General features: G+C 69.0%; 18 protein-coding genes, 2 pseudogenes and 1 riboswitch. Of the genes and pseudogenes, 9 read left to right on the top strand and 11 right to left on the bottom strand.

Annotated elements, in window-relative coordinates:
- Window positions 1–234 precede the first annotated feature (234 nt).
- Genes Q0V34_RS08435 through Q0V34_RS08425 form a run of 3 tightly spaced genes read left to right on the top strand, consistent with a single transcriptional unit; the run spans window position 235 to window position 7,684 of the window.
- Entirely contained in the window at window positions 235–5,058 is a 4,824-nt protein-coding gene (locus Q0V34_RS08435) for an NAD-glutamate dehydrogenase (protein WP_297510549.1), read from the top strand.
- 60 nt (window positions 5,059–5,118) lie between these two features.
- Window positions 5,119–6,438 carry an MFS transporter gene (locus Q0V34_RS08430; RefSeq protein ID WP_297510546.1) on the top strand — a complete coding sequence of 440 codons (1,320 nt, stop codon included), beginning with the start codon at window positions 5,119–5,121 and terminating at the stop codon, window positions 6,436–6,438.
- A gap of 40 nt (window positions 6,439–6,478) precedes the next feature.
- Complete coding sequence (locus Q0V34_RS08425) at window positions 6,479–7,684, top strand: DUF418 domain-containing protein (protein ID WP_297510543.1); 1,206 nt, start codon at window positions 6,479–6,481, stop codon at window positions 7,682–7,684.
- On the opposite strand, the gene Q0V34_RS08420 is transcribed toward Q0V34_RS08425, so the two are convergent.
- From Q0V34_RS08420 to trmD, 4 genes are all read right to left on the bottom strand, one after another.
- Window positions 7,681–8,430 (bottom strand): prolyl oligopeptidase family serine peptidase, encoded by a 750-nt coding sequence (locus Q0V34_RS08420; protein ID WP_297510540.1) that lies wholly within the window; start codon window positions 8,428–8,430, stop codon window positions 7,681–7,683. The genes Q0V34_RS08425 and Q0V34_RS08420 overlap by 4 nt on opposite strands.
- Window positions 8,431–8,540: 110 nt before the next feature.
- Entirely contained in the window at window positions 8,541–10,130 is a 1,590-nt protein-coding gene (purH, locus tag Q0V34_RS08415) for a bifunctional phosphoribosylaminoimidazolecarboxamide formyltransferase/IMP cyclohydrolase (RefSeq protein WP_297510537.1), read from the bottom strand.
- A gap of 26 nt (window positions 10,131–10,156) precedes the next feature.
- Window positions 10,157–10,236, bottom strand: a riboswitch (ZMP/ZTP riboswitch).
- A gap of 282 nt (window positions 10,237–10,518) precedes the next feature.
- Complete coding sequence (rplS, locus tag Q0V34_RS08410; protein WP_297510534.1) at window positions 10,519–10,905, bottom strand: 50S ribosomal protein L19; 387 nt, start codon at window positions 10,903–10,905, stop codon at window positions 10,519–10,521.
- 12 nt (window positions 10,906–10,917) lie between these two features.
- Complete coding sequence (gene trmD / locus Q0V34_RS08405; RefSeq protein ID WP_297510531.1) at window positions 10,918–11,646, bottom strand: tRNA (guanosine(37)-N1)-methyltransferase TrmD; 729 nt, start codon at window positions 11,644–11,646, stop codon at window positions 10,918–10,920.
- 129 nt (window positions 11,647–11,775) lie between these two features.
- On the opposite strand from trmD, the gene Q0V34_RS08400 reads away from it, so the two are divergent.
- Window positions 11,776–13,446: a TadE/TadG family type IV pilus assembly protein gene (locus tag Q0V34_RS08400; protein ID WP_297510529.1), complete on the top strand. Its 1,671-nt coding sequence runs from the start codon at window positions 11,776–11,778 to the stop codon at window positions 13,444–13,446.
- A 61-nt stretch (window positions 13,447–13,507) separates the two neighbouring features.
- Here Q0V34_RS08400 and Q0V34_RS08395 read toward each other — a convergent pair whose 3' ends face one another.
- Entirely contained in the window at window positions 13,508–14,443 is a 936-nt protein-coding gene (locus Q0V34_RS08395; RefSeq protein WP_297510526.1) for a 2-oxoglutarate and iron-dependent oxygenase domain-containing protein, read from the bottom strand.
- A 177-nt stretch (window positions 14,444–14,620) separates the two neighbouring features.
- Here Q0V34_RS08395 and Q0V34_RS08390 point away from each other — a divergent pair, with 177 nt between their 5' ends.
- The 3 genes from Q0V34_RS08390 to Q0V34_RS08380 all read left to right on the top strand — a co-directional run bounded on the left by Q0V34_RS08390 (window position 14,621) and on the right by Q0V34_RS08380 (window position 17,515).
- Window positions 14,621–15,289, top strand: a complete 669-nt coding sequence (locus tag Q0V34_RS08390) for an OmpA family protein (RefSeq protein WP_297510523.1) — start codon at window positions 14,621–14,623, stop codon at window positions 15,287–15,289.
- 106 nt (window positions 15,290–15,395) lie between these two features.
- Window positions 15,396–16,451 carry a fatty acid desaturase gene (locus tag Q0V34_RS08385; RefSeq protein WP_297510520.1) on the top strand — a complete coding sequence of 352 codons (1,056 nt, stop codon included), beginning with the start codon at window positions 15,396–15,398 and terminating at the stop codon, window positions 16,449–16,451.
- Between the two features lie 59 nt (window positions 16,452–16,510).
- Complete coding sequence (locus Q0V34_RS08380) at window positions 16,511–17,515, top strand: sterol desaturase family protein (protein WP_297510517.1); 1,005 nt, start codon at window positions 16,511–16,513, stop codon at window positions 17,513–17,515.
- A gap of 16 nt (window positions 17,516–17,531) precedes the next feature.
- Here the strand turns inward: Q0V34_RS08380 and Q0V34_RS08375 are convergent, their stop codons facing one another.
- The 3 genes and pseudogenes from Q0V34_RS08375 to Q0V34_RS08365 all read right to left on the bottom strand — a co-directional run bounded on the left by Q0V34_RS08375 (window position 17,532) and on the right by Q0V34_RS08365 (window position 20,253).
- Window positions 17,532–19,433, bottom strand: coding sequence for a monovalent cation:proton antiporter-2 (CPA2) family protein (locus Q0V34_RS08375; RefSeq protein ID WP_297510513.1), 1,902 nt, complete (start codon window positions 19,431–19,433; stop codon window positions 17,532–17,534).
- A 3-nt stretch (window positions 19,434–19,436) separates the two neighbouring features.
- A complete protein-coding gene (locus Q0V34_RS08370; protein WP_297510510.1) occupies window positions 19,437–20,030 on the bottom strand; it encodes an NAD(P)H-dependent oxidoreductase in 594 nt (197 codons plus the stop codon).
- Window positions 20,027–20,253: pseudogene (locus Q0V34_RS08365) on the bottom strand (hypothetical protein). The gene Q0V34_RS08370 and the pseudogene Q0V34_RS08365 overlap by 4 nt, the downstream one beginning before the upstream one ends.
- Here Q0V34_RS08365 and Q0V34_RS08360 point away from each other — a divergent pair.
- Complete coding sequence (locus Q0V34_RS08360; RefSeq protein WP_297510507.1) at window positions 20,156–20,866, top strand: CoA transferase subunit A; 711 nt, start codon at window positions 20,156–20,158, stop codon at window positions 20,864–20,866. The pseudogene Q0V34_RS08365 and the gene Q0V34_RS08360 overlap by 98 nt on opposite strands.
- A complete protein-coding gene (locus Q0V34_RS08355; protein ID WP_297510504.1) occupies window positions 20,866–21,507 on the top strand; it encodes a 3-oxoacid CoA-transferase subunit B in 642 nt (213 codons plus the stop codon). The genes Q0V34_RS08360 and Q0V34_RS08355 overlap by 1 nt, the downstream gene beginning before the upstream one ends.
- A 16-nt stretch (window positions 21,508–21,523) precedes the next feature.
- On the opposite strand, the pseudogene Q0V34_RS08350 reads toward Q0V34_RS08355, so the two are convergent.
- The 3 genes and pseudogenes from Q0V34_RS08350 to Q0V34_RS08340 all read right to left on the bottom strand — a co-directional run.
- Window positions 21,524–21,643: pseudogene (locus Q0V34_RS08350) on the bottom strand (hypothetical protein); the annotation flags it as partial.
- Window positions 21,628–22,617, bottom strand: a complete 990-nt coding sequence (locus tag Q0V34_RS08345) for a DJ-1/PfpI family protein (RefSeq protein WP_297510501.1) — start codon at window positions 22,615–22,617, stop codon at window positions 21,628–21,630. The gene Q0V34_RS08345 and the pseudogene Q0V34_RS08350, both read right to left, overlap by 16 nt.
- A gap of 84 nt (window positions 22,618–22,701) precedes the next feature.
- A complete protein-coding gene (locus Q0V34_RS08340) occupies window positions 22,702–24,279 on the bottom strand; it encodes a glycosyltransferase family 39 protein (protein ID WP_297510499.1) in 1,578 nt (525 codons plus the stop codon).
- Window positions 24,280–24,385: the final 106 nt, after the last annotated feature.

Here is a 24,385-nt window from a genome sequence, read left to right as displayed (position 1 = left end):
TGCCTTGTCCGGCTTCCCCCACCCGGACGCCCCGCCGATCGCGGCTGGCGAGACCGCCGCCATCGAAGCGGAAGACGCCCGCATCCCCCCGCGCGGGCCCGCGCCGCCGGCCTCCCCCAGCCGGCGGCGCTTCCGCATTTCGGCGCAGCACGAATTTCTTCAGATTTTCCACGTAGCGGTTGAAGGAACGCCCAAAAGGGCTAGGTTGCCGCCAAAAATTCGCGAGGAACTCCGATGATCGGCGAAAAAAACGACCTCAAGTCCGCTGACGCCCCGATCGGACCCCTGGTGGAGGCCTTCGCCCAGGCTCTCGGAACCTCGGCCCAGGCCCTGTCGCCCGCCGCGCGGGGCTTCGCCGCCCAGGCCCAGGACGACTGGTCCTCGGAGGAGCTTCCCGGCCTCGACGTCGCCGACGTGGCGCGCGCCCTGGCCGACTTCTGGCGCTTCGGCGAGGCGACCGAGGATCTGTCCGAGCCCGCCATCCGCCTCCGTCGCGCCGAGGGCGGCGAGACGCCTTCGGATCTGCTCGAGATCGTCCAGCCCGATCGCCCCTTCCTGGTCGACAGCATCATGGGCGAGGTCACCGAGGCCGGCTTCTCGGTGCGGGCCATGTTCCACCCCGTCTCCGACTGCGGCGGCACGCGCCGCTCGATGATCCAGATCTGGCTCGCGCCCGTGGGCGAGGACCGCGAGGCGGCGCTCGTCGAGAGCGTCCGCGAGACGCTGGCCGACGTCGGCCTGGCGGTGCGGGACTTCGAGGCCATGCGCGCGCTGATGCGCCGGACGATCGACGAGCTGAAGGACGCGCGGACGCCGGTCTCGGCCGGCGAACAGACCGAGGATCTGGCCTTCCTCGACTGGCTGGAGGGCGACCACTTCGTGTTCCTGGGCGCGCGCGTCTACGAATATCCGCGCACGCCCGATGGCGGCTACGCCGCCGAGGAGCCGCTGTACCAGCCCGAAGGCAGTCTTGGCGTGCTGCGCGATCAGGCTCGCACGGTCCTGCGCCGGGGCAGCGAGCCGGCCATCCTGTCGGCCCAGATCCGCACCCATATCGACATCGGCGATCCGATCGTGGTGGCCAAGTCGAACCTGCGCTCGCGCGTCCATCGCCGGGGTTACATGGATTATGTCGGCGTGCGTCGTTACGGCGCCGACGGCAAGCCGGCGGGGGAGGTCCGCTTCGTGGGCCTGTTCACCGCCGAGGCCTACGAGACCCCGGCCCACGCGGTGCCGCTGATCCGCCGCAAGGTCGGCCACGTGCTGGCGCGGGCCGGCAAGGACCCCGACAGCCACAACGGCAAGCGCCTGCGCAACATCCTCGAGACCTGGCCGCGCGACGAGCTGTTCCAGACCGACGAGGATCAGCTGCTGGCCATGGCGCTGGGGGTTCTGCACCTCTATGACCGCCCGCGCGTCAAGCTGTTCGCCCGCCGCGACCCGTTCGACCGGTTCATCTCGGTGCTGATGTTCGTGCCGCGCGACCGCTACGACTCGGGCGTCCGCGAGCGCGCCGGCAAGATCCTGTCCCAGGCCTTCAATGGTCGCGTCTCGGCCTATTATCCTAGCTTCTCCGACGCGCCGCTGGCCCGCGTGCACTACATCCTGGGCGTCACGCCGGGCGATCACGCCGAACCGGACATGGCCGCGGTCGAGGCCGCCATCGCCGAGACGGCCCGCACCTGGGACGACCGGTTCGAGGCCGAGATCCGCGAGGGCCGGCCCGGGCGCGTGGCCCAGCTGCTGGCGCGCTACGCCGGCGCCTTCCCGCCGGGCTATCGGGACCAGTACGACGCCGCCGAGGCGCTGGCCGACATCGCGGTGATCGACGACCTGAAGGCCGACGAGGCCGTGCGCGTGCGCGCCTTCCGGCGCCCGGACGACGACGCGGTGACGTTCCGCTTCAAGCTCTATCGTCCCGGCGCCGCCGCGCCGCTGGCCGACGTCCTGCCGATCCTCGAGCACATGGGTCTGAAGGCCCTGATCGAGGAGGGCTTCAAGGTCTCGCCCGACGGCCAGCCGGTCTGGGTTCACGAGTTCGTGCTGCGCGACGAGGCCGGCGAGCACCTGGTGTTCGCCGACATCCAGGAGGCCTTCGAGGCCGCCTTCGTGGCGATCTGGACGGGGCGCGCCGAGAGCGACGGCTTCAACCGCCTGGTGCTGGAGCTGGGCGTCGGCTGGCGCGAGGCCGCGCTGATCCGCGCCCTGGCCCGCTATCGCCAGCAGTCGGGCCTGGATCCCAGCCAAGGCGTGCAGGAACAGGCGCTGTCCGACCACCCGGCCGTCGCCCGCCTGATCCTGGATCTCTTCCAGACCAAGTTCGACCCGGCCATCCGCGCCGACCTGGCCACCCGCCAGGAGCAGGCCAAGGCCGTCCAGGGCAAGATCAGCGAGGCCCTCCAGGCCGTCGAGAGCCTGGACTCCGACCGTGTCCTGCGTCGCCTGGCGGCCCTGGTCGGCGCCATCCAGCGCACCAACTTCTACCAGCCCGCCGCCGACGGCGGCCCCAAGCCCTATATCAGCTTCAAGATCGCCTCCCGGGAACTCGAGGACCTGCCCGCGCCCAAGCCGTTCCGCGAGATCTACGTCTCGGCGCCGCATGTCGAGGGCGTGCACCTGCGCTTTGGTCCCGTCGCGCGCGGCGGGCTGCGCTGGTCGGATCGCCGCGACGACTTCCGCACCGAGGTGCTGGGCCTGGTGAAGGCTCAGCAGGTCAAGAACGCGGTGATCGTGCCGGTCGGATCGAAGGGCGGCTTCTATCCCAAGCAATTGCCGCGCGGCGGCGATCGCGACGCGATCCAGGCCGAGGCGATCCGCGCCTACAAGACCTTCCTGTCGGGGCTTCTGGACCTGACCGACAATATCGACGCCGACAACCAGGTCGTGGCGCCGCCGTCGGTGGTGGTCCATGACGGGCACGATCCGTATCTGGTCGTCGCCGCCGACAAGGGCACCGCGACCTTCTCGGACATCGCCAACGGCGTGGCCGAGGCCTACGGCTTCTGGCTGGGCGACGCCTTCGCCTCGGGCGGCTCGGTGGGCTACGACCACAAGGTGATGGGCATCACCGCGCGCGGCGCCTGGGAAGCGGTCAAGCGCCACTTCCGCGAACTGGGCAAGGACATCCAGACCGAGCCGTTCACGGTGGTGGGGGTCGGCGACATGTCGGGCGACGTGTTCGGCAACGGCATGCTGCTGTCCAAGCAGACCAAGCTGCTGGCGGCCTTCGACCACCGGCACATCTTCCTTGACCCGAACCCCGATCCCGCCGTCTCGTGGGAAGAGCGCAGCCGGATGTTCAAGCTGCCGCGCTCGTCGTGGGACGACTACGACAAGTCCAAGATCTCGCCGGGCGGCGGCGTCTTCGCGCGCAGCCTCAAGAGCATCCCGCTGTCCAAGGAGGTTCGCGATCTCTTCGAGATCAAGGCCGAGGCCGTGTCGCCGGCCGAGCTGATGACCGCGATCCTGAAGTCCAGGGCCGAGCTGCTCTATCTCGGCGGCATCGGCACCTATGTGAAGGCCAGGGGCGAGACCAACGCCGACGCCGGCGACAAGGCCAATGACGCCATCCGCATCAACGGCTCCGACCTGCGGGTCAAAGTCGTCGGCGAAGGCGCGAACCTGGGCCTGACCCAGGCCGGCCGGATCGAGTTCGCGCAGGCTGGCGGCCATATCAACACCGACGCCATCGACAACTCGGCCGGCGTCGACAGCTCCGACCACGAGGTCAACATCAAGATCCTGACCGGGATCCTGGAACGCTCGGGCGACCTGACCCGCGAAAGCCGCAACACGTTGCTGGCCTCGATGACCGACGATGTCGGCCACCACGTGCTGGAGCACAATTACGACCAGACCCTGGCCCTGACCCTGCTGGAGAGCGACGCGGTCAGCGAGGTCGACGCCCAGATCCGCTACATGGTCGATCTCGAGACGCGCGGCCGGCTGGACCGCAAGGTCGAGGGCCTGCCGACCAACACCGCCCTCCTGGAGCGCAAGGCCGGCGGCAAGGGCCTCACGCGGCCGGAGCTGGCGGTGCTGCTGGCCTATGGCAAGCTGGATCTGTTCGACGAGATCGTCGCCAGCCAGGCGCCGGACGATCCCTGGTTCGAGGCCACGCTGGAAGGCTACTTCCCCAAGGCGCTCGGCCGGTACGCCGACGCCATGCAGAAGCACCGCCTGAAGCGCGAGATCATCGCCACGGTGGTCGGCAACCAGATGGTCAATATGTGCGGCCCGACCTTCGCCAGCCGCCTGAAGGCCGCCGCCGGCTCCGACATCGGCGCCGTGGTGGTGGGCTTCACGGCCGCCCGGCGGATTCTCGGGATCGACGCGCTCTGGGGCCAGGTGAACGCGCTCGACAACAAGGCCTCCGCCGAGGGGCAGACCGCGCTCTACAAGGCGCTGGCCTACGCCCTGCGCAGCCTGAGCTTCTGGCTGGCCCGCCGCGCGGCGCGCGACAAGGCCACCGTCCAGCAGCTGGTCGACGCCTACGGCCCCTCGGTCGAGACGCTGAAGGGCCTGGCCCCGGCCATCCTGTCGCCGTTCGAGCAGAAGGCGGTCGCCAAGCGGGTGAAGGCCTATGTCGCCGACGGCGCGCCCGAGGCCCTGGCCCGCGCCGTGGCCGCCTTGCAGCCGCTGACCACGGCCGCCGACCTCGTCGACCTGGCCAGCGCCTCCAGCTGGAGCGTCGACACGGTCGCCCGTCTCTACCACCAGGTCGGCGCGGCCTTCGGCTTCGACCGGCTGCGCGGCGCGGCGGGTTCCTTCGTCGGCGGCGACGCCTTCGAGCGCCTGGCGGTGCGCCGCCTGATCGAGGACATGCTGACCGAGCAGACCGCGATCACCGAGGCGGTGCTGAAGTTCGCCGCCAACGCCCAGGCCGGCGAGGACGAGGGCTCGGCCAAGGCCGCGATCGCGTCCTGGGCCGCCCTGCGCGGCGATCGCTCCCAGGCGGTCAAGCGCACGATCGACGAGATCGAGCAGGCCGGCGGCGGATGGACCTTCGCCAAGCTGACCATCGCCAATGCGGCTCTGCGCGAGCTGTCGGCCGCTTAGGCTCTGGCCCTGCCGCCTCCGCTCCCTTACGGAGTGGAGGCGGAGAGGGAACGCTAGGCCATGGACAGAGATGATCGTCGGCGCGTGGCCTGGGCGCTCTATGAATGGGCGCAGCAGCCCTATTGGGCGCTGATCGCCACCTTTATCTTCACACCCTATTTCGCCACCGGCTTCGTCGGCGACGCCGCGCGCGGGCAGAGCCTGCTGGGCTATGCCGGCGCGGTTTCGGGCCTGGCCATCGCCGTCCTGAGTCCGATCGTCGGCGCCAGCGTCGACTCCCGGCGCGATCCGCGCGCCTGGATGGTGGCGCTGGCCGTCCCGTTCCTCGTCGCCAGCCTCGGCCTCTGGTGGGCCGCGCCGGGCCGGACCGAGCGCGTGATCCCGATCCTGGGCTGCCTGGTCGTGGCCGGAGTGACGACCGAGCTCGGCGGGACGGTGATGAACGCCCTGCTGCCGCTCGTCGCCAAGCCCGGACAGGTGGGACGCCTGTCGGGCACCGCCTGGGCCATGGCCTATGTCGGGTCGCTGATCTCGCTGTTCATCGTGCTTTTCTGCTTCTCGCTCCCCAAGGTTCCGATGTTGGGCCTGTCCAAGGCCCTGCACGAGCCCGACCGGATCGTCGGACCCATGGTGGCGCTGTGGTTCCTGATCTTCGCCTGGCCGTTGATGCTGCTGGCGCCCCGTCCCCCGGCCGTCGCCGGGAGTCGGCCTCTGGCGCGGCTCTGGGAGACGCTGCGAAGCCTGCCGAGTCGCCCCTACATGGCCCGCTTCCTGCTCGGCCGCATGCTGCTCGGCGACGGCGTCTCCAGCTTCATCGCGTTCGGTGGCGTGCTGGCGGCGGGGCTGTTCGGCTGGACGACGACGCAGCTCGGACTCTACGCCATCGCCCTGTCGGTGACGGCGGGGATCGGCACCTTCATCGGCGGCCGCGTCGACCAGCGGATCGGCTCGAAGCGCACCATGCTGATCGCCACCGGCGTGGTGCTGTTCGGCGCGGCCGGGGTCGGCATGGTCGGCAAGGACGCGCTGTTCTTCCTGATCCCCGTGGCCCCGGCCCAGCCGGGCGGCCCGCTGTTCGCCAGCGCGCCTGAGCGGATGTTCCTGTTCTTCAGTCTGTTCGTCGGCCTGACCTTCGGCCCCGCCCAGGCGTCGCTGCGCGCCTGGATGGCCGAGCTGGCGCCGGCGGGCGAGACCGGGCGGTGGTTCGGACTCTACGCCTTGTCGGGCAAGGCGACTGCCTTCCTGGCGCCGCTGGTCGTCGCCCTTGGAACGCGTCTCTTGGGCGACCAGCGCGTCGCCGTCGCCGTGTCGGCGCTGTTCGTGGCGGCGGGCGGCCTGGTGTTGGCCGGCGCCCCTCGCCAGGCCCCGGTTGCCGGGTGAGCCGGAACAGGGCAGGGTTCGTCGTCAGGGGGACGCGAACATGGCCAAGGACCGTATCGTTCTGCTCGACTCGCTGAGGGGTCTCGGCGTGCTGGGCATTCTTCTGTGCAACATGCCCGACTTCGCGGTGGCGCCGCCTTTGTCCGAGTCGGTGGCGCATTGGCCGCACGGGACGGGGCCGGCGACCCTGGGCGTCTGGTTCGCGACGCAGTGGCTATTCCAGCGCAAGTTCGTGACCCTGTTCGCCATGTTGTTCGGCGTCTCGATCTTCCTGGTCGGGGGCGAGCGCGCCGAGCGGGAAAAGGGCGCGATCCTGCGCAAGCGCCTGGCCTGGATGGTCGTGTTCGGCGTTCTGCACGGCTTCGCCATCTGGTTCGGCGACGTGCTGCTGAGCTACGCCCTGGCCGGCTTCGCGGTGATGCTGACCCGGTCCTGGTCGTCCAAGCGGCTGATCCGCACGGGGGTCACGATCTGGATCATCTTCTCGCTGCTCGCGACGGCCGGGACCCTGGCCGCGCTTTTCCTGCAGCATGACCATAGCCAGATGGCGCTGGAGGCCGCCAAGGGGGTCGCCAAGGCCAAGGCGGCCGAGGTCCAGTACGGCGGGACCTTCGTCCAATCCCTGACCCAGAACGCCAAGGATCGCCTGGAATTCCTGGTCGGCGAACCGTTCATCTTCATCATGACCTCGGCCCTGATGATGATCGGCCTCGGCTGCTTCAAAGCCGGCGTTCTAACGGGCGAGGCGCGCAAATCGACGTATGTGACCCTGGCCGCCATCGGCCTGACGGCGTCGGCCGCGATCGCCGCCATGCTTACCGTCATGGTCCTGAGGGGCCTGCCGCAGCCGTTGCTGATGATCTTCTCCGCCGTACAGTGGACCACCGCGCCGCTGACCACCTTGGCCTATGTCAGCCTGATGGTGTTCGCCGCCCGCTCGACGGGCTTCTGGAGCGCGGTCCCTCGGATCCTGGCGCCGGTCGGACAGATGGCCTTCACCAATTACCTGACCCAGTCGCTGATCATGACCGCGATCTTCTACGGCGGCCGGGGACCGGGGCTTCACGGCAAGGTCGACCGGCCGGTGCTGGCGGCCCTCACCGTGGCGACCTGGGTGCTGCAGATCCTGTGGTCGCGCTGGTGGATGGACCGGTTCGAGATGGGTCCGCTGGAGTGGGTCTGGCGGCGGCTCTATCGCGGCCCGACCCCGCTGCGCCGCGCCGCGCCGAGGCCCGCCGTCGCCTAACAGCGCGCGAGAGCGCCTCGGAAATAGGCCTTCACGTCCTCGAAGAGGTCGGGTCGGTAGCGCGCCCGGGGATCGTTGGCGCGGTCGTCGTCGAAGGCGTGGGTGGCGTCGGCCAGGAACCTCTGATCGACCTTCAGGCCGTCGCGCGCCAAGCGATCCAGGGCCAACTTCGGCGCCTTCCAGCCGACCACCTGGTCCTTGCCGGCCAATACCGACCAGACCGGCGGCCCGCCCGCGCCCCAGCCGTGGCGCGTCGTCAAGGCCGGATAGCCCGCATAGGGATAGACGAGCAGAGCGCCCCTGACCGCGGTTCGCAGCCGCGCCGGATCGGCGTCGGCGAGACCGGTGATCGCGCCCGCTCGCTCGCCCAGGGCGTAGGCGTCCATGATCGTCCAGCCGCCGTGGCTCCAGCCGGCCAGGAAGACGCGGCTGGCGTCGGCCCAGGCCTCGCCTTGCAGCCAGGCCAGCATGGCGAAGACGTCGGCGGCGCGCCGGTTTCCGCGTAGCCGCAAGCCGGTGCAGACGGTCAGCTTGGCGTCCAGCGGCGAGAGGCCGCGCGGCGCGAACGAGTCGACCACGACCGCCGCCCACCCCGCCTCGACCGCCACCCGGGCATAGGCCTCCAGGAACGGCGTCTTGCCGCCGCAGCCGTGCAGGATCAGCGCGACCGGAAACGGTCCTGGCCCCTCCGGTCGGAAGATCCGGGAGTGTTCGGCGACCTTGGCTCCCCAATCCTGGCTGCGCATTAGGTCACTCCCTTCACCGCCCATCCCCGCGAAAGCGGGGACCCAAGCGGACTTTCGGACGCTCGGCTTAGGCCCCCGCTTTCGCGGGGGAGATCGGCCAGGGATAATCTCTAATGCCTGAACACCCGCACGCCCGTGAAGGCCATGGCCAGGCCCAGCTTGTCGGCCGCCTCGATCACCTCGGGGTCGCGCATCGAGCCGCCCGGCTGGATGATCGCCGTGGCGCCGGCCTCGGCGGCCTGGATCAGGCCATCGGCGAACGGGAAGAAGGCTTCCGAGGCGCAGGCGCAGCCCTTCAGATCCAGGCCGAAGTCTGCTGCGCGCAGCGCCGCGATGCGGGCGCTGTCCTTGCGGTTCATCTGGCCGGCCCCGACGCCCAGGGTCTGGCCGGCGCGGGCGTAGACGATGGCGTTGGACTTGACGTGCTTGCCCACGGTGAAGGCGAACAGCATGTCGCGCACCTCCTCCTCGGTCGGCTGGCGCTTGGTGACGATCTTCAGGTCCGAGGCCTTGATGCGGGCGTCGTCGCGGGACTGGACCAGGAAGCCGCCGGCCACGCTCTTGAAGGTGTCGCCGGTCGAGAGCGGATCTGGCAGGCCGCCGGTGACGAGCAGGCGCAGGTTCTTCTTGGCCGCGAACACGGCCACGGCGTCCTCGTCGGCCTCGGGGGCGATGACCACCTCGGTGAAGATCTCGACCATGGCCTCGGCCGCCTCGCGGGTCAGGCGCGAGTTGACCGCGACGATGCCGCCGAAGGCCGAGGTCGGGTCGCAGGCCAGGGCGCGCTCATAGGCTTCGCGCTGGGTGGCGCCGACCGCCACGCCGCAGGGATTGGCGTGCTTGATGATCGCCACCGCCGGACCCTGGGCCGGATCGAACTCGGCGATCAGCTCGAAGGCCGCGTCGGTGTCGTTGATGTTGTTGTAGCTGAGTTCCTTGCCCTGCAGCTGGGTCGCGGTGGCCACGCCCGGACGCGGGTTCGGGAAGGCGTAGAAGGCCGCCTTCTGGTGCGGGTTCTCGCCATAGCGCATCGTCTGGCGCAGCTCGCCGGCGATCGCCTTGCGGGCCGGGAAGTCCTGGCCCAGCGCTTGCGCGAACCAGGCCGAGATCGCCGCGTCATAGGCCGCCGTGCGGGCGTAGGCGCGGGCCGCGAGCCGCTGGCGCAGGGCCAGGGTGGTCCCGCCGGCCTCCAAGGCTTCCAGCACCTCGGCCAGGTCCGAAGGATCGGTGCAGACGGCGACATAGCCGTGGTTCTTGGCCGCCGAGCGGATCATGGCCGGGCCGCCGATGTCGATGTTCTCGACGCATTCCGCATAGGACCCGCCCTTGGCGACGGTCGCCTCGAACGGATAGAGATTCACATAGAGGATATCGATGCCGCCAATGCCGTGGTCGGCCATGGCCTTGGCGTGATCGGCCGCGTCGCGCACGCCCAGCAAGCCGCCGTGCACCACCGGGTGCAGGGTCTTGACCCGGCCGTCCATCATCTCGGGGAAGCCCGTCAGGTCCGAGACGTCCTTGACCGGGATTCCGGCCGCGGCGATCGCGGCCTTGGTGCCGCCGGTCGAAACGAGCTCGACGCCGGCCGCGTGCAGGGTCCGGGCGGCTTCCACGAGGCCGGTCTTGTCGGAGACCGACAGCAGGGCGCGCTTGGGGGCGACGAGATCGGGGGCGGACGGATAGTCGGGGGCGGCGGGCAAGGCGGACTCCAGGTTTCGGGATCGGAAATGGGAGCCCAGGCGCGCGGCTTATGCGATCGGGCTCCCCGGTGGTCGCCCACCTTCAACGCCAGTCACCCGAACGGGGCGGAAAATACGGGGGCGGGCGGGGGAGTCAATGTGGGGCGCGGCCATAACCCCTTCCCCCTTGATGGGGGAAGGGCCGGGGATGGGGGTGACCCCGCCGAGCCGGCGGCGGCGCGCGGCGTTGGACGTCGTAATCACCCCCACCCAACCCTTCCCCATCGAGGGGGAGGGCCTTGGCTCGAGGGGGTCATGGCGAGGTCCGAGCAAGGACGCGGCGCGCCGTCCACGAAAAAGGCCCCGACGTTTCCGCCGGGGCCTTCGATCGTTCGCTGTCGCGCGAGGCTTATTCCTCGGTCGACTTCAGGCCGCCCGCGCGCTCGGCGATGCGGGCCGACTTACCGCGACGGTCGCGCAGATAGTACAGCTTGGCGCGACGGACGACGCCGCGACGCTTGACTTCGATGCTTTCGATGCTCGGCGACAGCAGCGGGAACAGACGCTCCACGCCTTCGCCGAACGAGATCTTGCGGACCGTGAAGCTCTCGTGGACGCCCGTGCCCTGGCGGGCGATGCAGACGCCTTCATAGGCCTGAACGCGCTCGCGCTCGCCTTCCTTGATCTTCACGTTGACGCGCAGGGTGTCGCCGGGGCGGAATTCCGGGATCGGGCGCGCGGCCAGCAGACGGGCCGATTCTTCTTGCTCGAGCTGAGCGATGATGTTGATCGCCATGATCATGTCTCCTTAGGGCTTTCCCCCTTTGGGGGCGCCTTTTGCCTGTTGATTGGCGAGGTAGGCCTCCCAGAGATCCGGGCGCCGCTCGCGGGTCGTCTCTTCACGCATCCTTCGCCGCCACTGGTCGATCTTCTTGTGATCGCCCGACAGCAGCACCTCGGGGATGTCGAGCCCTTCGAACGTCCGCGGTCTCGTGTACTGCGGATGCTCGAGGAGGCCGTCCTCGAAGCTTTCTTCCAGCGTGCTCTCGATGTTTCCCAGCACGCCGGGAGCCAGTCGAACGCACGCCTCGATCACGACCATCGCCGCCGCCTCGCCACCCGCGAGCACCGCGTCTCCGACCGAGACCTCCTCGAACCCGCGGGCGTCGAGCACCCGCTGGTCCACCCCCTCGAAGCGGCCGCACAGCACCACGATGCCGGGCGCCTTGGACCACTCCCGCACGCGCGCCTGGGTCAGGGGCCTGCCCCGGGCGCTCATATACAAAAGCGGCCGTCCGCCCAGCTCGACGCTGTCGAGGGCCGAGGCGATGACGTCCGCTTTCAGCACGGCTCCAGCGCCGCCACCCGCGGGGGTGTCGTCGAGGAAGCCGCGCTTATCCTTGGAAAAGGCGCGAATGTCCAGCGTTTCCAGACGCCAGAGATCCTGTTCCGTCCAGGCGGTCCCGATCATCGACACGCCGAGCGGCCCGGGAAAGGCCTCGGGGAACATGGTCAGGACGGTGGCGGTGAACGGCATGCCGGCTCTTTAGCCGCACCCGCGCCGGGAGTCGAAGCGGCTTTTGCGGGCCGTTCACCAACGGCGTTTTCGGCTTGTTCACCGTCATCGGCGAAGTTCCGGGCGAAACATCACGCTCCGAGGCCGTTCATGCCGACCCAAAGCCGCTTCCTTCGACGCCTGAGCGAGGGCGTCGCCGCCTTCGCCGCGCGTCTGGGTCGCGACCAGCGCGGGGCCATCGCGGTGCAGTTCGCCTTCCTGGCGCTGCCGCTGTCGGTGCTGGTGTTCGGCCTCGTCGATGTCAGCCGCGTCAGCCTGCAGCGGCGCCAGATGCAGGACGCTCTGGACGCCGCGACGCTGATGGCCGCGCGCTCGTCGGCGGTGACCGACGCCGATCTCGACACCGTGGGCGACGCGGCCTTCCTCACCGAGATCACCGGGATGAATCTGGGCCTGACCGCCACGAGCTCGACCTTCGCGACGGGCGCGGGCAACAAGGTCATCGGCACGGCCACGGGCACCATAAAGCCGATCATCGCCAATCTGTGGACCGGCGCGAACATCACCGTCACCGCCCGGTCCGAGGTGGTCCGCTCGGTCAACAAGCTGGAAGTGGCGCTGGTGCTCGACAACACCGGTTCGATGGCCAGCAAGCTGGGCTCGACCAACACCAAGAAGATCGACGCCCTCAAGAGCGCGGCCAAGTCGCTGGTGAACACCCTGGCGGCGGCCGCGGGCCGGGCTTCCGACACCGACGCGGTGAAGATCTCGGTCGTCCCGTTCTCGATGACCGTGAACGTGGGCTCGATCTATCAGACGGCCAGCTGGATGAGCGGGACCCAGCCCAGCGCCTATGGCAGCGACGTGTTCGCCTCGTCGCAGAACCGCTTCACCTTGCTGAGCAATCTGGGCCTGACGTGGGCCGGTTGCGTGGAGAGCCGGCCGGACCCCTATGACATCCAGGATACGGCGCCGAGCTCGGGCACGCCCGCGACGCTGTTCGTGCCGTTCTTCGCGCCGGACGAGCCGGACGACAACACGGTCTATTACGACAGCTGGAACAGGTGGCGTGACGCGCGCACCGTCTGGGGCGGCGACATCCAGAACAATTGGATCACCAACGACAAGAACAGCTCGACCGACTGGTTCACGCGTCAGGCCGAGCCCAACAAGTACGCCGCCAGCAACAAGGCCGCCGTGATCAGCGACGCCAAGACGGGCACCAACTATGGTCCCAACGCCGGCTGCGGCCTGACCAACCTGCTGCGCCTGACCAATGTCCGCACGGCCGCGGGCGCCCAGACGGTGAACGACAAGCTCGATCAGATGATCGCCAACGGCAACACCAATATCGCCATGGGCGCCATGTGGGGCTGGCACACCCTGTCGCCGAACGCGCCGTTCGCCGACGGCGCGGCCTACGGCACGCCGAAGACCCAGAAGATCATGGTGCTGCTGACCGACGGCGACAACACCAACGACGATTACTACGTGCCCAATGGCTCGATCTACACCGGCTATGGCTACATGTGGCAGAAGCGGCTGAAGAACAGCAGCAATGTCGCCCTCGACGAAAATTCGTCGGAAACCGATCGTCGCGACGCCATCGACAGCCGCCAGGCCCAGGTCTGCGCCAACGCCAAGGCGGCGGGGGTGCTGATCTATTCGATCGGCGTCGGGGTTTCGTCCCACTCCAAGGGCAACCTGCAGGCCTGCGCCAGTAGGAGCGACATGTATTACGACGTGACCGACGCCACCCAGTTGTCGGCGGTGTTCAACAGCATCGCGGGCGCGATCCAGAACCTGCGGATCTCGAAGTAGAGGCCTTCCCCGCCGTCGACGCCGCGCCAGGCAGGCCGCGCTGGCGGCGAGGGGGCGTCAATCAGGCCAGCTTGATCTCGCGCAGGCGCTGCTGGAGGAACGCGTCGGCCGTGATCGACTCCGGATAGCGGTCCGGATTGTCGGGCGTGACGCAGTTGGGCAGCGTCTTGATCTCGTAGTCCGACGCGAAGTGCAGGAAGAACGGCGTCGAGTAGCGCGGGATGTGGCGGCGCTCGGGCGGCGGGTTCTGCACCCGGTGGATGGTCGAGGGCAGGACGTGATTGGTCAGGCGCTCGAGCATGTCGCCGATATTGATGACGATGCAGCCCGGCGGCGGGTTGATCGGCAGCCACTCGCCGTTGCGGTCCAGGAGCTCCAGCCCGCCTTCCTCGGCGCCCAGCAGGAGGGTGATGGTGTTGATGTCGCCGTGCGCGCCGGCGCGCACGCCGGTGGCGTCCAGCGGGATCGGCGGATAGTGCAACAGGCGGAGCACGCTGTTGCCGTCCTGGATGGTTGGCTTGAAGAAGTCGCGGTCCAGCTTCAGGTAGGTGGCGATCGCCTCCAGCACCTTGCCGCCCATGGTGTCGAGCGCGTTGTAGAACCAGGTGACGTCGTGCTTGAAGGCCGGAATCTCGGCCGGCCAGACATTGTCGGCCATGTGTTCGCGGAACCGGTGGCCGGGCGGCAGGTCGCGGCCCATGTGCCAGAATTCCTTCAGGTCGTGGTGCGTCGCGCCCTTGGCGGTCTCGACCCCGAACGGAATATAGCCCCGCGCGCCGCCCTTGATCCCGGCGTACCGCATCTTCGCCTCGGTCGGCAGGGCGAAGAAGGCCTTGGCGTCGTCGATGGCCGCGTCGATCCGGTCTTGCGCCATGTCATGGTCGGACAGCACCGCGAAGCCGTAGCGTTCGAACGACGCGCCGAGCGCCTGGGCGAAGCCCGGGAAATCCTTGGCGTAGAGCGTGAAAGAAATCGGTTCGATGGCGGAGGTGGGCACGTCGGCGAGCCTTGAGCAGCGAGCTTGGGAATGAGGTAAGTTCCCTCTTACTACATCGGGGGCGCGGCGAAACGAAGATCGTCGCGCGGCCCTGACGGCGCGGTCGGGAACTTGACCATGAGACGGGCGTTTGGCCCGGTGGCCTTGATCTACAGCAAAGACGCGAGGGTTGCGAGAATGCGCAAGACCGCCTTGGCCGCACTGTTCCTGGGCGCCGCCGCCCTGACGGCCTGTACGACGACCGACCCGTATACGGGCATGCCGGTCCGCAACAACACCGGGACCGGCGCCTTGGCCGGCGCCGGGGCGGGGGCGCTGCTCGGCTATCTGACCAACACCAACAAGGGCGAGCAGGGCCGCAAGAACGCGCTGATCGGCGCGGGCATCGGCGCCCTGGCCGGCGGCGCGATCGGCAACTACATGGACCGCCAGCAGGCCGACTTCCGTCGCAGCCTGGAGGGCTCGGGCGTGATGATCCGCCGCAACGGCGACCAGATCGTGCTGGTCATGCCCAGCGACGTGACCTTCGACGTCGACAAGTCCGAGATCCAGCCGCGCTTCCTGCGCGTGCTCGACGACGTGGCCCGCACCCTGAACGCCTATCCCCAGACGACGATCGACGTGGTCGGCCACGCCGACTCCAGCGGTCCGGACGACTACAACCAGGCCCTGTCCGAGCGCCGGGCGAGCTCGGTCGCCAGCTATCTGACCAACCAGGGCCGGGTTCTGCCCGACCGGGTGTTCGTGGCGGGCATGGGCGAGCGTCAGCCGATCGCCGACAACGCCACCGCCGCCGGGCGCGCCCAGAACCGGCGCGTGGAGATCGTGCTGCGGCCGCTGACCTGACGGACGCTTAAGGGCGCGGAATTGTCGCGTCCTTGATCCAGATGGTTGCTTTTCCCCTCCGCTGTCGCCAAGTCGTCGCTTTCGACAGGCGCAGCGCGAGGACGACGTGACCAAGGCGACGGGTGAAATCAGTCTGACCAAGCAGGCCTATGGCCTGACCGAGGACCTGATGACGCCCAACGCGGCGGTCTACTGGACCGATCTCGTCGTGTCGGTGGCGCTGATGTGGGGCGGGTTCTTCGTCGCCGCGACGACGATCCATCTTTCGATCGGCCTGGGCGCGGGCCTGGTCAGCATGCTGGCCCTCTACCGCGCCTTGAGCTTTATCCACGAACTGACCCACCTGCGGGCGGACGAGACGCCGGGCTTCCGGACCGGCTGGAACGTGCTGGTGGGCGTGCCGCTGATGACCCCGTCCTTGATGTACGAAGGCGTGCACAACATCCACCATATCAAGGACCGGTTCGGCACGGCGCTGGATCCGGAATACATGCCGCTGTCGCGTTTCACGCCGCTGAAGCTGGCCGGCTTCCTGTTCGTGGCCCTGCTGGCGCCGCTGGGCGTGATCCTGCGCTCGGCCATCCTGGTCCCGCTGTCGTTCGTGATCCCGCCCCTGCGCCGCTACGTGAAGACCAAGCTGTCGGCCCTGATCATCAATCCCGACTTCGCGCGCGACGATCTGGCGCGCTGGCGGACCGAGTGGGTGATCCAGGACGTGGCCTGCTGGCTGTGGTCGTGGGCGGTGATCGCCGCGACCGTCGCGGGCTGGCTGCCGATCCGGTTCGTGGCGACCGGGCTCGCGATCTTCTCGCTGGCCACCTTCCTGAACCAGGCCCGCACCCTGGTCGCCCACCACTGGGACAACGACGGCGACAAGATGACCCTGGACGAGCAGTTCCTCGACTCGGTCAACGTGCCGCCGCCGAACCTGGCCTCCTATCTCTGGGCGCCGGTCGGCCTGCGCTACCACGCGCTGCACCACCTGCTGCCGCGCCTGCCCTACCACAATCTGGGCAAGGCTCACGCGCGCCTGGCGCAGGCCCTGGGTTCGGACTCGCTTTATCACCGGGCGTCCGAGAAGGGCCTGATCCAAGCCCTGGGCGAGCTTTTCCGCCGCGCCGGCGAAAAGCGTCGCGCGGGCGCCGAGCAGCCGGCGCATTAAGCGTCGCTTGAGACGCTTGGGTTAGGAAGGGGTCTCTGTTCCGCGGAGACCTTCCGGACGTGACCACGGCCAAGACTGGGATCGATCTCGCCACGGCCGGCCATCGCCTTGTCGCGCCGCTGCTCGACGCCCTGTTGCCGCTAGGCTCGACCTTCTCGCTGGTCTCGCTGGCCTGCGCCCTGCTGATCGCGGCCGGCCATATCGTACTGTCTCGACGGGCGCGAGGCCGCGAGACCTCGCCACGCCTGCTGCTGCGCGCGCTCTTCCCGCGCAAGGTGTGGCTGACGGCCTCCAGCCGGGCGGATCTGGTATTTTGCGTCTTCAATCTGTGGGTCGCCGGCGTGCTGCTGAGCGGCGCCCTGCTGTCGGGCGAGGCGATCGCCGTGGGCTTGGCGTCGGCCCTGCGTCAGACGTTCGGCGCGGGGCCGTGGAACGGGGCGCCGTGGTCGCTCGTGGCGGTGGTCGGAACGGTGCTGGGCTTTCTGGCCTATGAGTTGGCCTACTGGTTCGATCATTGGCTTAGCCACAAGGTCCCCTTGCTGTGGGCCTTCCACAAGGTCCACCACACCGCCGAGGCCCTGACGCCGCTGACCGTCTATCGCGTCCATCCGATCGAGAGCCTGAAGTTCGCCAACCTCTTGGCCCTAGCCACCGGCGGGGTCGGCGGCGTGCTGGCCTGGGCGTTCGGGCCGGCCTGGCACGCGCCGCAGGTTTTCGGCCAGAACGCCATCTTTCTCGTCTTCGTGATGACGGTGATCCACCTGCAGCACTCGCACGCCTGGATGACGTTCGCGCCGTTCGGCCGCTGGCTGCTGAGCCCGGCCCACCACCAGATCCACCATTCGGCCGATCCCGCTCACTTCGGCAAGAACCTGGGCAGCTGCCTGGCCGTCTGGGACCGGATGTTCGGCACGTTGCATGTGCCCGGCGCGCGGCCGCGCGACCTCAGGTTCGGCGCGCTGGCGGACGATCCGCACAGCCTCACCGGCGGCTTCGCGACCCCGTTCGTCGAGGCCGTGCGGGGGGAGCGGATCCCGGCGGGGGTTCCGCTGCTGGCCGAGTAGGGGCGGAAACCTCGCCCTACTCCGCCTCCTCCTGCTGCGCGCGCTCGCGCAGTTCCTCGTCCAGGCTCGCCGTGTCCCAAGCGCCTCTCGCGTCGCCGGGGCGCATGCGGTGGAGGTCGGCGTCCAGCAGGCGGTCCATGGTCTTGGCCGCGTCGCGCGACGCCAGGATATAGGCTTCCTCCTGGCCCCACATCGGCCGCAGCTCCTCGAACACCCGCCGGTCGTGGCGGCGGAAGAAGGCCGCGGCGCGGTGCGCGCGGTGGGCGCGGAAGCCCAGCTTCTGGAGGGCCGTGGTCCCCAGGGCCAGGGCCGATTCGAAGGTCTCCCGCTCGACCGCGTCGGCGCCGTTGGCCAGGAGATCGTAGGCGTGGCGGCGGTCCCAGGCGCGGGCGAGGATGACGAGATTGGGGAAGGCCTTGCGGGCGGTCTCGACCAGCTCGACGGTCTTTTCGCGGTCGTCGAGGGCGACGATCAGCATCCGCGCCCGGTCCGCGCCGGCGGCCCGCAGCAGGTCCAGCCGCGTGGCGTCGCCATAGTGCACCCGCCGGCCGAAGCGCTGCAGCAGCTCGATCTGCTCGATGTCGCTGTCCAGCACCGTCGAGCGGAAGCCGTTGGCGGCCAGCAGGCGGCCGGCGATCTGCCCGAAGCGGCCGAAGCCGGCGATGATGATGTCGGGCTCGCCCTCGTCGAAGTCGCCGGTGTCGGGAACGACGTCGGGAATAGCCGCGTCCATCAGGGCCGCGACCCGCTCATAGAGGATCATCGCCACCGGCGTGAGCGCCATGGAGACGGCGACCGCGGCGGTCAGCAGGGCCGCCAGCGGCGCGGCGATCACGCCCGCCCCGACCGTGAAGCTGAGCAGCACGAAGGCGAATTCGCCGCCCTGGGCCAGGGCCGTGGCCACCGCCATGGCGCCCCGCTTGGGCGCGCCGAACAGGCGGGCCAGGCCATACATCACCAGGAACTTCAGGATCATCAATCCGATCACCAGACCCAGCAGCTGCAAGGGCTGGCGCGCCACCAGCGGCAGGTCGACCCCCGCGCCGACGGTGATGAAGAAGAGGCCGAGCAACAGGCCCCGGAACGGCTCGATGTCGGTCTCCAGCTCGCGGCGGAACTCGCTCTCGGCCAGCACCACGCCCGCCAGGAAGGCGCCCAGCGCCGGCGACAGGCCGACCATCTGCATCAGGCTGGCCACGGCCACCACGATCAGCAGCGCCGAGGCGGTGAAGATCTCGCGCAGGCGGGCGCGGGCGATGAAGCGGAACAGCGGCTTGACCAGATAGCGCCCGCCGCCGACCACGGCCGCGACGGCGGCGAACACCGACAGCATCTGCGCCCAGACGGGCAGGTGGGCGACCAGGCTGGCGCCCCCGTGACCCTCGCCGCCGGTCGCGTGCGGCGCGGCGGTGGCCAAGAGCGGCAGCAGGGCGAACAGCGGGATCACCGCCAGGTCCTGCAACAGCAGCACGCCGAACGCGGCGCGGCCGACGGGACCCTGTCGCAGGCCCTTTTCATCCAGGGTCTGCAGCACGATGGCGGTGGACGACATGGCCAGCACTAGGCCGACAGCCAGGGCCGTCTGCCAATTCAAGCCCAGCACCAGCGAGGCGACGGCGATGGCGGCGGCGGTGCCCAGCACCTGCGCGCCGCCCAGGCCGAAGATCGCCTTGCGCATGTCCCACAGCATCGAGGGCTGCACCTCGAGCCCGATCAGGAACAGCAGGATGACGACGCCGAACTCGGCGAACTTCATGACGTCGGCCTGGGCGCCGACCAAGCCGAGGGCGAACGGGCCGATCACCACGCCGGCGATCAGATAGCCCAGCACCGAACCCAGTCCGAGCCGCTTGGCGATCGGCACCGAGACGACGGCCGCGCCCAGATAGACGAGGGTCTGGGTCAGGAAGTTTTCCACGCCTTATGCCTCCGTCCGCGCGGGCAGCAGCGACGCTACCCGGGCCGCGTAGCGCTCGGCCTCGGCCTTCAGCGCCGCGTCGTCCTTGACCGAGGCGCCGTGCACCACGAACGGGGTCTCCCAGTCCATGCCGCACAGGTGCGCCGTCTGCTCCAGCGGGCGCAGGAACTCGTCCATCGTGAAGCGGTTGTAGCCCTGCATGTGATAGGCCTTGGCCGAGCCGCCGGTCGTGCAGGCCACGAACAGGCGCTTGCCCTTCAGCGCCTCGCCGCCCTCGCCATAGGCGAAGCCGTGCAGCCAGACGAGATCCAGCCACTCCTTCACCAGGGCCGGGGTCGAGTACCAGAACAGCGGAAATTGCAGGGCCACGACCTCATGGCTCACCAGCGCCGCCTGTTCGGCCTCGATGTCGATCACGAAGTCCGGATAGGTTTCGTAGAGGTCCTTGAAGGTGACGCCGGACACGCCCTTGGCCGCCTTGGCCAGGGCGCGATTGGCGCGAGAACGTTCAAGCGCGGGGTGGGCCAGCACCAGCAGTACGCCGGAAGCGCTCGGAGCGGTGGCGGGCGTCACGGGCCCGGTGCTAGCGTCGGTCATCGATCGACCCTTCGGGAAAATAATTCATCAAGGGTTGAATTTCTTCGCGGCTCGGGCGACACGGTTCGCCAAACACCCCCTCTAGCAGGCGGGACCCCTCCAGCGGGTGGGAAAAGGGAGAGACCATGGTCGACAAGGTGAAGAAGGACGCCGTCGAAGCCCTCGCCGGGCTTCTGTTCGACGGCATGACCATCATGGCAGGCGGGTTCGGCCTCTGCGGCATTCCGGAGAACCTGATCGCGGCGATCCGCGCGGCGGGGACCAAGGACCTCACGGTCATCTCCAACAATTGCGGCGTCGACGGCTTCGGCCTGGGGATTCTGCTCGAAAATCGCCAGATCAAGAAGATGGTCTCGTCCTATGTGGGCGAGAACAAGCTGTTCGAACAGCTCTACCTCTCCGGCGAGCTGGAGCTGGAGTTCAATCCGCAGGGCACGCTGGCCGAGCGCATCCGCGCTGGCGGGGCGGGCATCCCCGCCTTCTTCACGCGCACCGGCTACGGCACGCTGGTGGCCGAGGGCAAGGAGACCCGCGAGTTCGACGGCGAGATGTACGTGATGGAGCGCGGCCTGACCGCCGACCTCGCGATCGTCAAGGCCTGGAAGGGCGACGCCGAGGGCAACCTGATCTATCGGAAGACCGCCCGGAACTTCAATCCGATGATGGCCACGGCCGGCCGCAAGACGGTGGTCGAGGTCGAGCAGCTGGTCGCGATCGGCGAGCTCGACAAGGACGCCATCCACACGCCGGGCATCTATGTCGACGCCATCGTCAAGGGCGCGAAGTTCGAAAAGCGCATCGAGCGGGTCACCACCCGCCAGAAGGAGCAAGCCTAATGGCCTGGACGCGTGACGAGATGGCGGCCCGCGCCGCCAAGGAGCTGCGGGACGGCTTCTACGTGAACCTCGGCATCGGCATCCCGACCCTGGTGGCCAACTACATCCCCGAAGGCATGCACGTGACGCTGCAGAGCGAGAACGGCATGCTGGGCATGGGCCCCTTTCCCTATGAGGGCGAGGAGGACGCCGACCTGATCAACGCCGGCAAGCAGACGATCACCGAGCTCGACTCCAGCTCGTACTTCAGCTCGGCCGACAGCTTCGCCATGATCCGCGGCGGCCATATCGCCCTGTCGATCCTGGGCGGCATGCAGGTGGCGCAGAACGGCGACCTCGCCAACTGGATGGTGCCCGGCAAGATGGTCAAGGGCATGGGCGGGGCCATGGATCTCGTCGCCGGCGTCAAGCGCGTGGTGGTGGTCATGGACCATTGCGAGAAGTCCGGCGCGCCGAAGCTCTTAAAGCAATGCACCTTGCCGCTCACCGGCGCGGGGGTCGTCGACCTCCTGATCACCGAACTCGGCGTCTTCGAGATCAATCGCGGCAAGACCCCGGTGAAGCTGATCGAGCTGGCGCCGGGCGTCACCGTCGACGAGGTCAAGGCCAAGACCGAGGCCGCGTTCGAGGTGGCTGTTTAGTCCTCGAAAAAGCCTTGTCATCCCGGAAGCCTCGCAGAGGCTGTCCGGGACCCAGGGGCCGGCGCACCGCGGTCGCCCCTGGGTCCCGGCTCTCCGCTTCGCTCCGGCCGGGATGACAAGCTATTTCTGCAGCCAGTACGGGTGCTCCAGCGTAAGCGCCACATAACGCGCCGTCGCCTTGCCATAGGTGGCGGAGATCTCGTTCAGGACGGCGGTCGGATCGCCCGCGCCTGGCTCCACGGTGCGATTGGCGCGCGGAAGCTTCGCCGGCGCGATCACCGCCAGCCCATGCCGCGACACCGCGCTCGCGCTGGCGAAGGCTTCGGAGCGGTTGGTCCGCGACCAGGCGTCCAGCGTGGTGGCGAAGGCCAGGTCGTCGAAGCCGTCGGCGATCTTTACCGCGACCTTCTCGCCGCGCCAGGCGTTGGCCCAGCCGGCCAGCCCCGACATCGCCGCGTCGCCGTTCACCCGGAACGCCGCGCCGTCGTGGGCCTGGACCGGTAGGGGGACGCCCAGCCGCGCGGCGGTCGAGCGCATGACGTCCTCGCCGGCCAGGTCGCGCAGCAGGGCCAGGCTGGCGGGGATCGAGGCCGTGACGCCGGCGGTGGTGGTCGCGGGGCCGTCGACGATCCAGCGCCGGTCGCGCCGCCAGCGCGCCTTCGGATAGGCCTTGGCCAGTCGGTTCAGCTCGTACCAGTGGGTGGTCGCCTCGCGGCCGTCCAACAGGCCGGCGTGGGCCAGGGTCTCGGCGCCGGCGCAGATGGAGACGATCCGCGCGCCCTCCCGCGCCCGCTCGCGCAGCCAGGCCTCTCGGGCCGGATCGACCGCCGGCATCATGAACGGCACCACGATGACGTCGGGTCGCTGGCGCAGGTCGGCATAGGTCGCCTGCGGACGAACCAAGGCCCGGCCCGGCATCAGTCTCACGGGCGCAAGGCTGGGCGCCAGGATCCTGACGTCCACGGCCCCGGACTCGGCCAGAACCGCGTAGGGCGCGATCAGGTCGGTGGTCTCGGTCCCGCGCGGCTCGGCCAGGATCACGACCAAAGGTCGGGCCAGGGCGGGGGAGCCGGCCATCAGGACCAAGAACAGAACCAACAGACGCATCATCGAAACCTCCCGTGTTTGGACACGGGAAGCATCGGCGGCGCGCGATCGGACGAAAGGACGTTTATCCCTCGAAAGCCGCCGCCCTTACTCCGGCCGGCGCTTCGGCTCGGGCGGCAGGCCGGTGATCGGGTCGCGGGGCAGGGGCCTGAAGCCCTCGGCGATGAAGAGGTCGATCCGCCGCGTGCGCTTCCTGTCCAGCCGCACCCGGGCGATCTGCAGGTCGCCGCTGTGCTGGAAGTCCTGCTCGATCTCCGGCCTGTAGCCGCCCTCCAGGCTGACGATCAGGGCCCGGCGCCCGAAGGCGGCGGTCAGCGGCGCCTCCGTCTCGGCCTGGTTCTGGGGATGGGCCTCGTGCACCCACATCTTCAGCGGCGGGGCGCCGGGCTGGCCGAAATAGGCGCGGCCGTAATAGGCGGCGGCGTTGTAGACGAAGCGGTCGTCCATGGCCACGCTGGTCACGCCGCCATGAAGGGCCTGTTCCTCGCGGGTTCGGTCGACGATGGCCTGGACGGTCTGCTCCCAACCGCGCACCCGCTTGAAGCCGTTCGACAGGCCGACCGCGTCCGCGACCCGGGGGCTGACCATGCAGACCATGAAGAACAGCGCGAACAGCGCCTGAAAGCCCAGGCCCGCGAGGAGCCAGCGGCGGGCGTTCCAGCGCGACAGCCAGGCCGCCACCAGGGCCGAGCCGGCGACGAAGGCCGCGCCGGCCCAGTTGGCGTTGGCGCGCGACACGAAGGCCTCGCCGGCCACCAGGATCAGCGGCGGGGCGGCGAAACAGAGCAGGAGAAGGTCGGGCGAGGCCAGGCGCCTCTTGGCGCCGAGCCAGATCGCGCCGCCGACCAGCACGGCGAACGGCACGGGGCCGAACACGCCGAACTGCGAACCCACGAACTCGATCAGCTCACGGAAATTGAACAGCCGATGCGCGCCCCAATTGGCGTTCGAGGCGGTGTGCTTGACCGTCGAGAAATGGTGCGCCGCGTTCCAGGCGAGGTTCGGCGCCAGGGTCAGGACCAGCGCCGTGACGAACAGCACCGCCGCGGCGGGACACCAGCGTCGGCGCCCCTCGCGCGAGACCGCGAAGTGGATGACGATGCTGCCCAGGGCGTAGATCGCCGCGTATTTCGACAGGAAGGCCAGCCCCAGCGCCAGGCCCATGCCGGCGGCGACGAAATAGCGGCGCGGCGCGGTCGCCTCGCGCAGGTCGACATAGGCCCAGATCGTCAGGGACAGGAAGAACAGCAGCGGCGCGTCGGTGGCGATCAGCCCCGAGGACAGCACCACGCCCGGCATCAGGCTGTAGATCGCCGCCGCCGTCAGCCCCGTCCATCCGCCATACAGCCGCCGCGCGATACGGTGGATCATCAGGGCGGTCAGGCCGTGCAGAAGCGGCGCCGACAGCCGGACCCAAGCCTCGGCGTCGCCGCCCAGTTTGGTCGTCAGCCAGATCAGCCAGGCGATCATCGGCGGCTTGGAGAAATAACCGAACGCCAGGGCGCGCGACCAAAGCCAGTACTGGGCCTCGTCGGGATAGAGCTCCAGCGGCGTGGCGAACAGAGCGGCGATCCGCGCGACCGTCAGGCAAGCAACCGCGATCAACGTCGCGCGCCAGGCGCGATCCTCGATCGAAAAAGGGGATTGAACTTGCGCCAAGGACATGCCGCCTGCTTACTCATGTAAAAGAAAACTGACCAATTTTTTCTGCGGATGTGGGCATTTATGACACTTTCCGCGCCATCGTGGCCTTTCCGTCACCAAACCTTCT

It is taken from the genome of uncultured Caulobacter sp. (genome assembly GCF_947036865.1).
Taxonomy (GTDB): domain Bacteria; phylum Pseudomonadota; class Alphaproteobacteria; order Caulobacterales; family Caulobacteraceae; genus Caulobacter.
This window is presented reverse-complemented; position numbering and strand designations above follow the sequence as displayed.

Coding starts and splice junctions, on each gene's coding strand:
- Q0V34_RS08435 (WP_297510549.1), top strand. CDS start 235: ATGATCGGCGAAAAAAACGACCTCAAGTCCGCTGACGCCCCGATCGGA.
- Q0V34_RS08430 (WP_297510546.1), top strand. CDS start 5,119: ATGGACAGAGATGATCGTCGGCGCGTGGCCTGGGCGCTCTATGAATGG.
- Q0V34_RS08425 (WP_297510543.1), top strand. CDS start 6,479: ATGGCCAAGGACCGTATCGTTCTGCTCGACTCGCTGAGGGGTCTCGGC.
- Q0V34_RS08420 (WP_297510540.1), bottom strand. CDS start 8,430: ATGCGCAGCCAGGATTGGGGAGCCAAGGTCGCCGAACACTCCCGGATC.
- rplS (WP_297510534.1), bottom strand. CDS start 10,905: ATGGCGATCAACATCATCGCTCAGCTCGAGCAAGAAGAATCGGCCCGT.
- trmD (WP_297510531.1), bottom strand. CDS start 11,646: ATGCCGTTCACCGCCACCGTCCTGACCATGTTCCCCGAGGCCTTTCCC.
- Q0V34_RS08400 (WP_297510529.1), top strand. CDS start 11,776: ATGCCGACCCAAAGCCGCTTCCTTCGACGCCTGAGCGAGGGCGTCGCC.
- Q0V34_RS08390 (WP_297510523.1), top strand. CDS start 14,621: ATGCGCAAGACCGCCTTGGCCGCACTGTTCCTGGGCGCCGCCGCCCTG.
- Q0V34_RS08370 (WP_297510510.1), bottom strand. CDS start 20,030: ATGACCGACGCTAGCACCGGGCCCGTGACGCCCGCCACCGCTCCGAGC.
- Q0V34_RS08360 (WP_297510507.1), top strand. CDS start 20,156: ATGGTCGACAAGGTGAAGAAGGACGCCGTCGAAGCCCTCGCCGGGCTT.
- Q0V34_RS08355 (WP_297510504.1), top strand. CDS start 20,866: ATGGCCTGGACGCGTGACGAGATGGCGGCCCGCGCCGCCAAGGAGCTG.
- Q0V34_RS08345 (WP_297510501.1), bottom strand. CDS start 22,617: ATGATGCGTCTGTTGGTTCTGTTCTTGGTCCTGATGGCCGGCTCCCCC.
- Q0V34_RS08340 (WP_297510499.1), bottom strand. CDS start 24,279: ATGTCCTTGGCGCAAGTTCAATCCCCTTTTTCGATCGAGGATCGCGCC.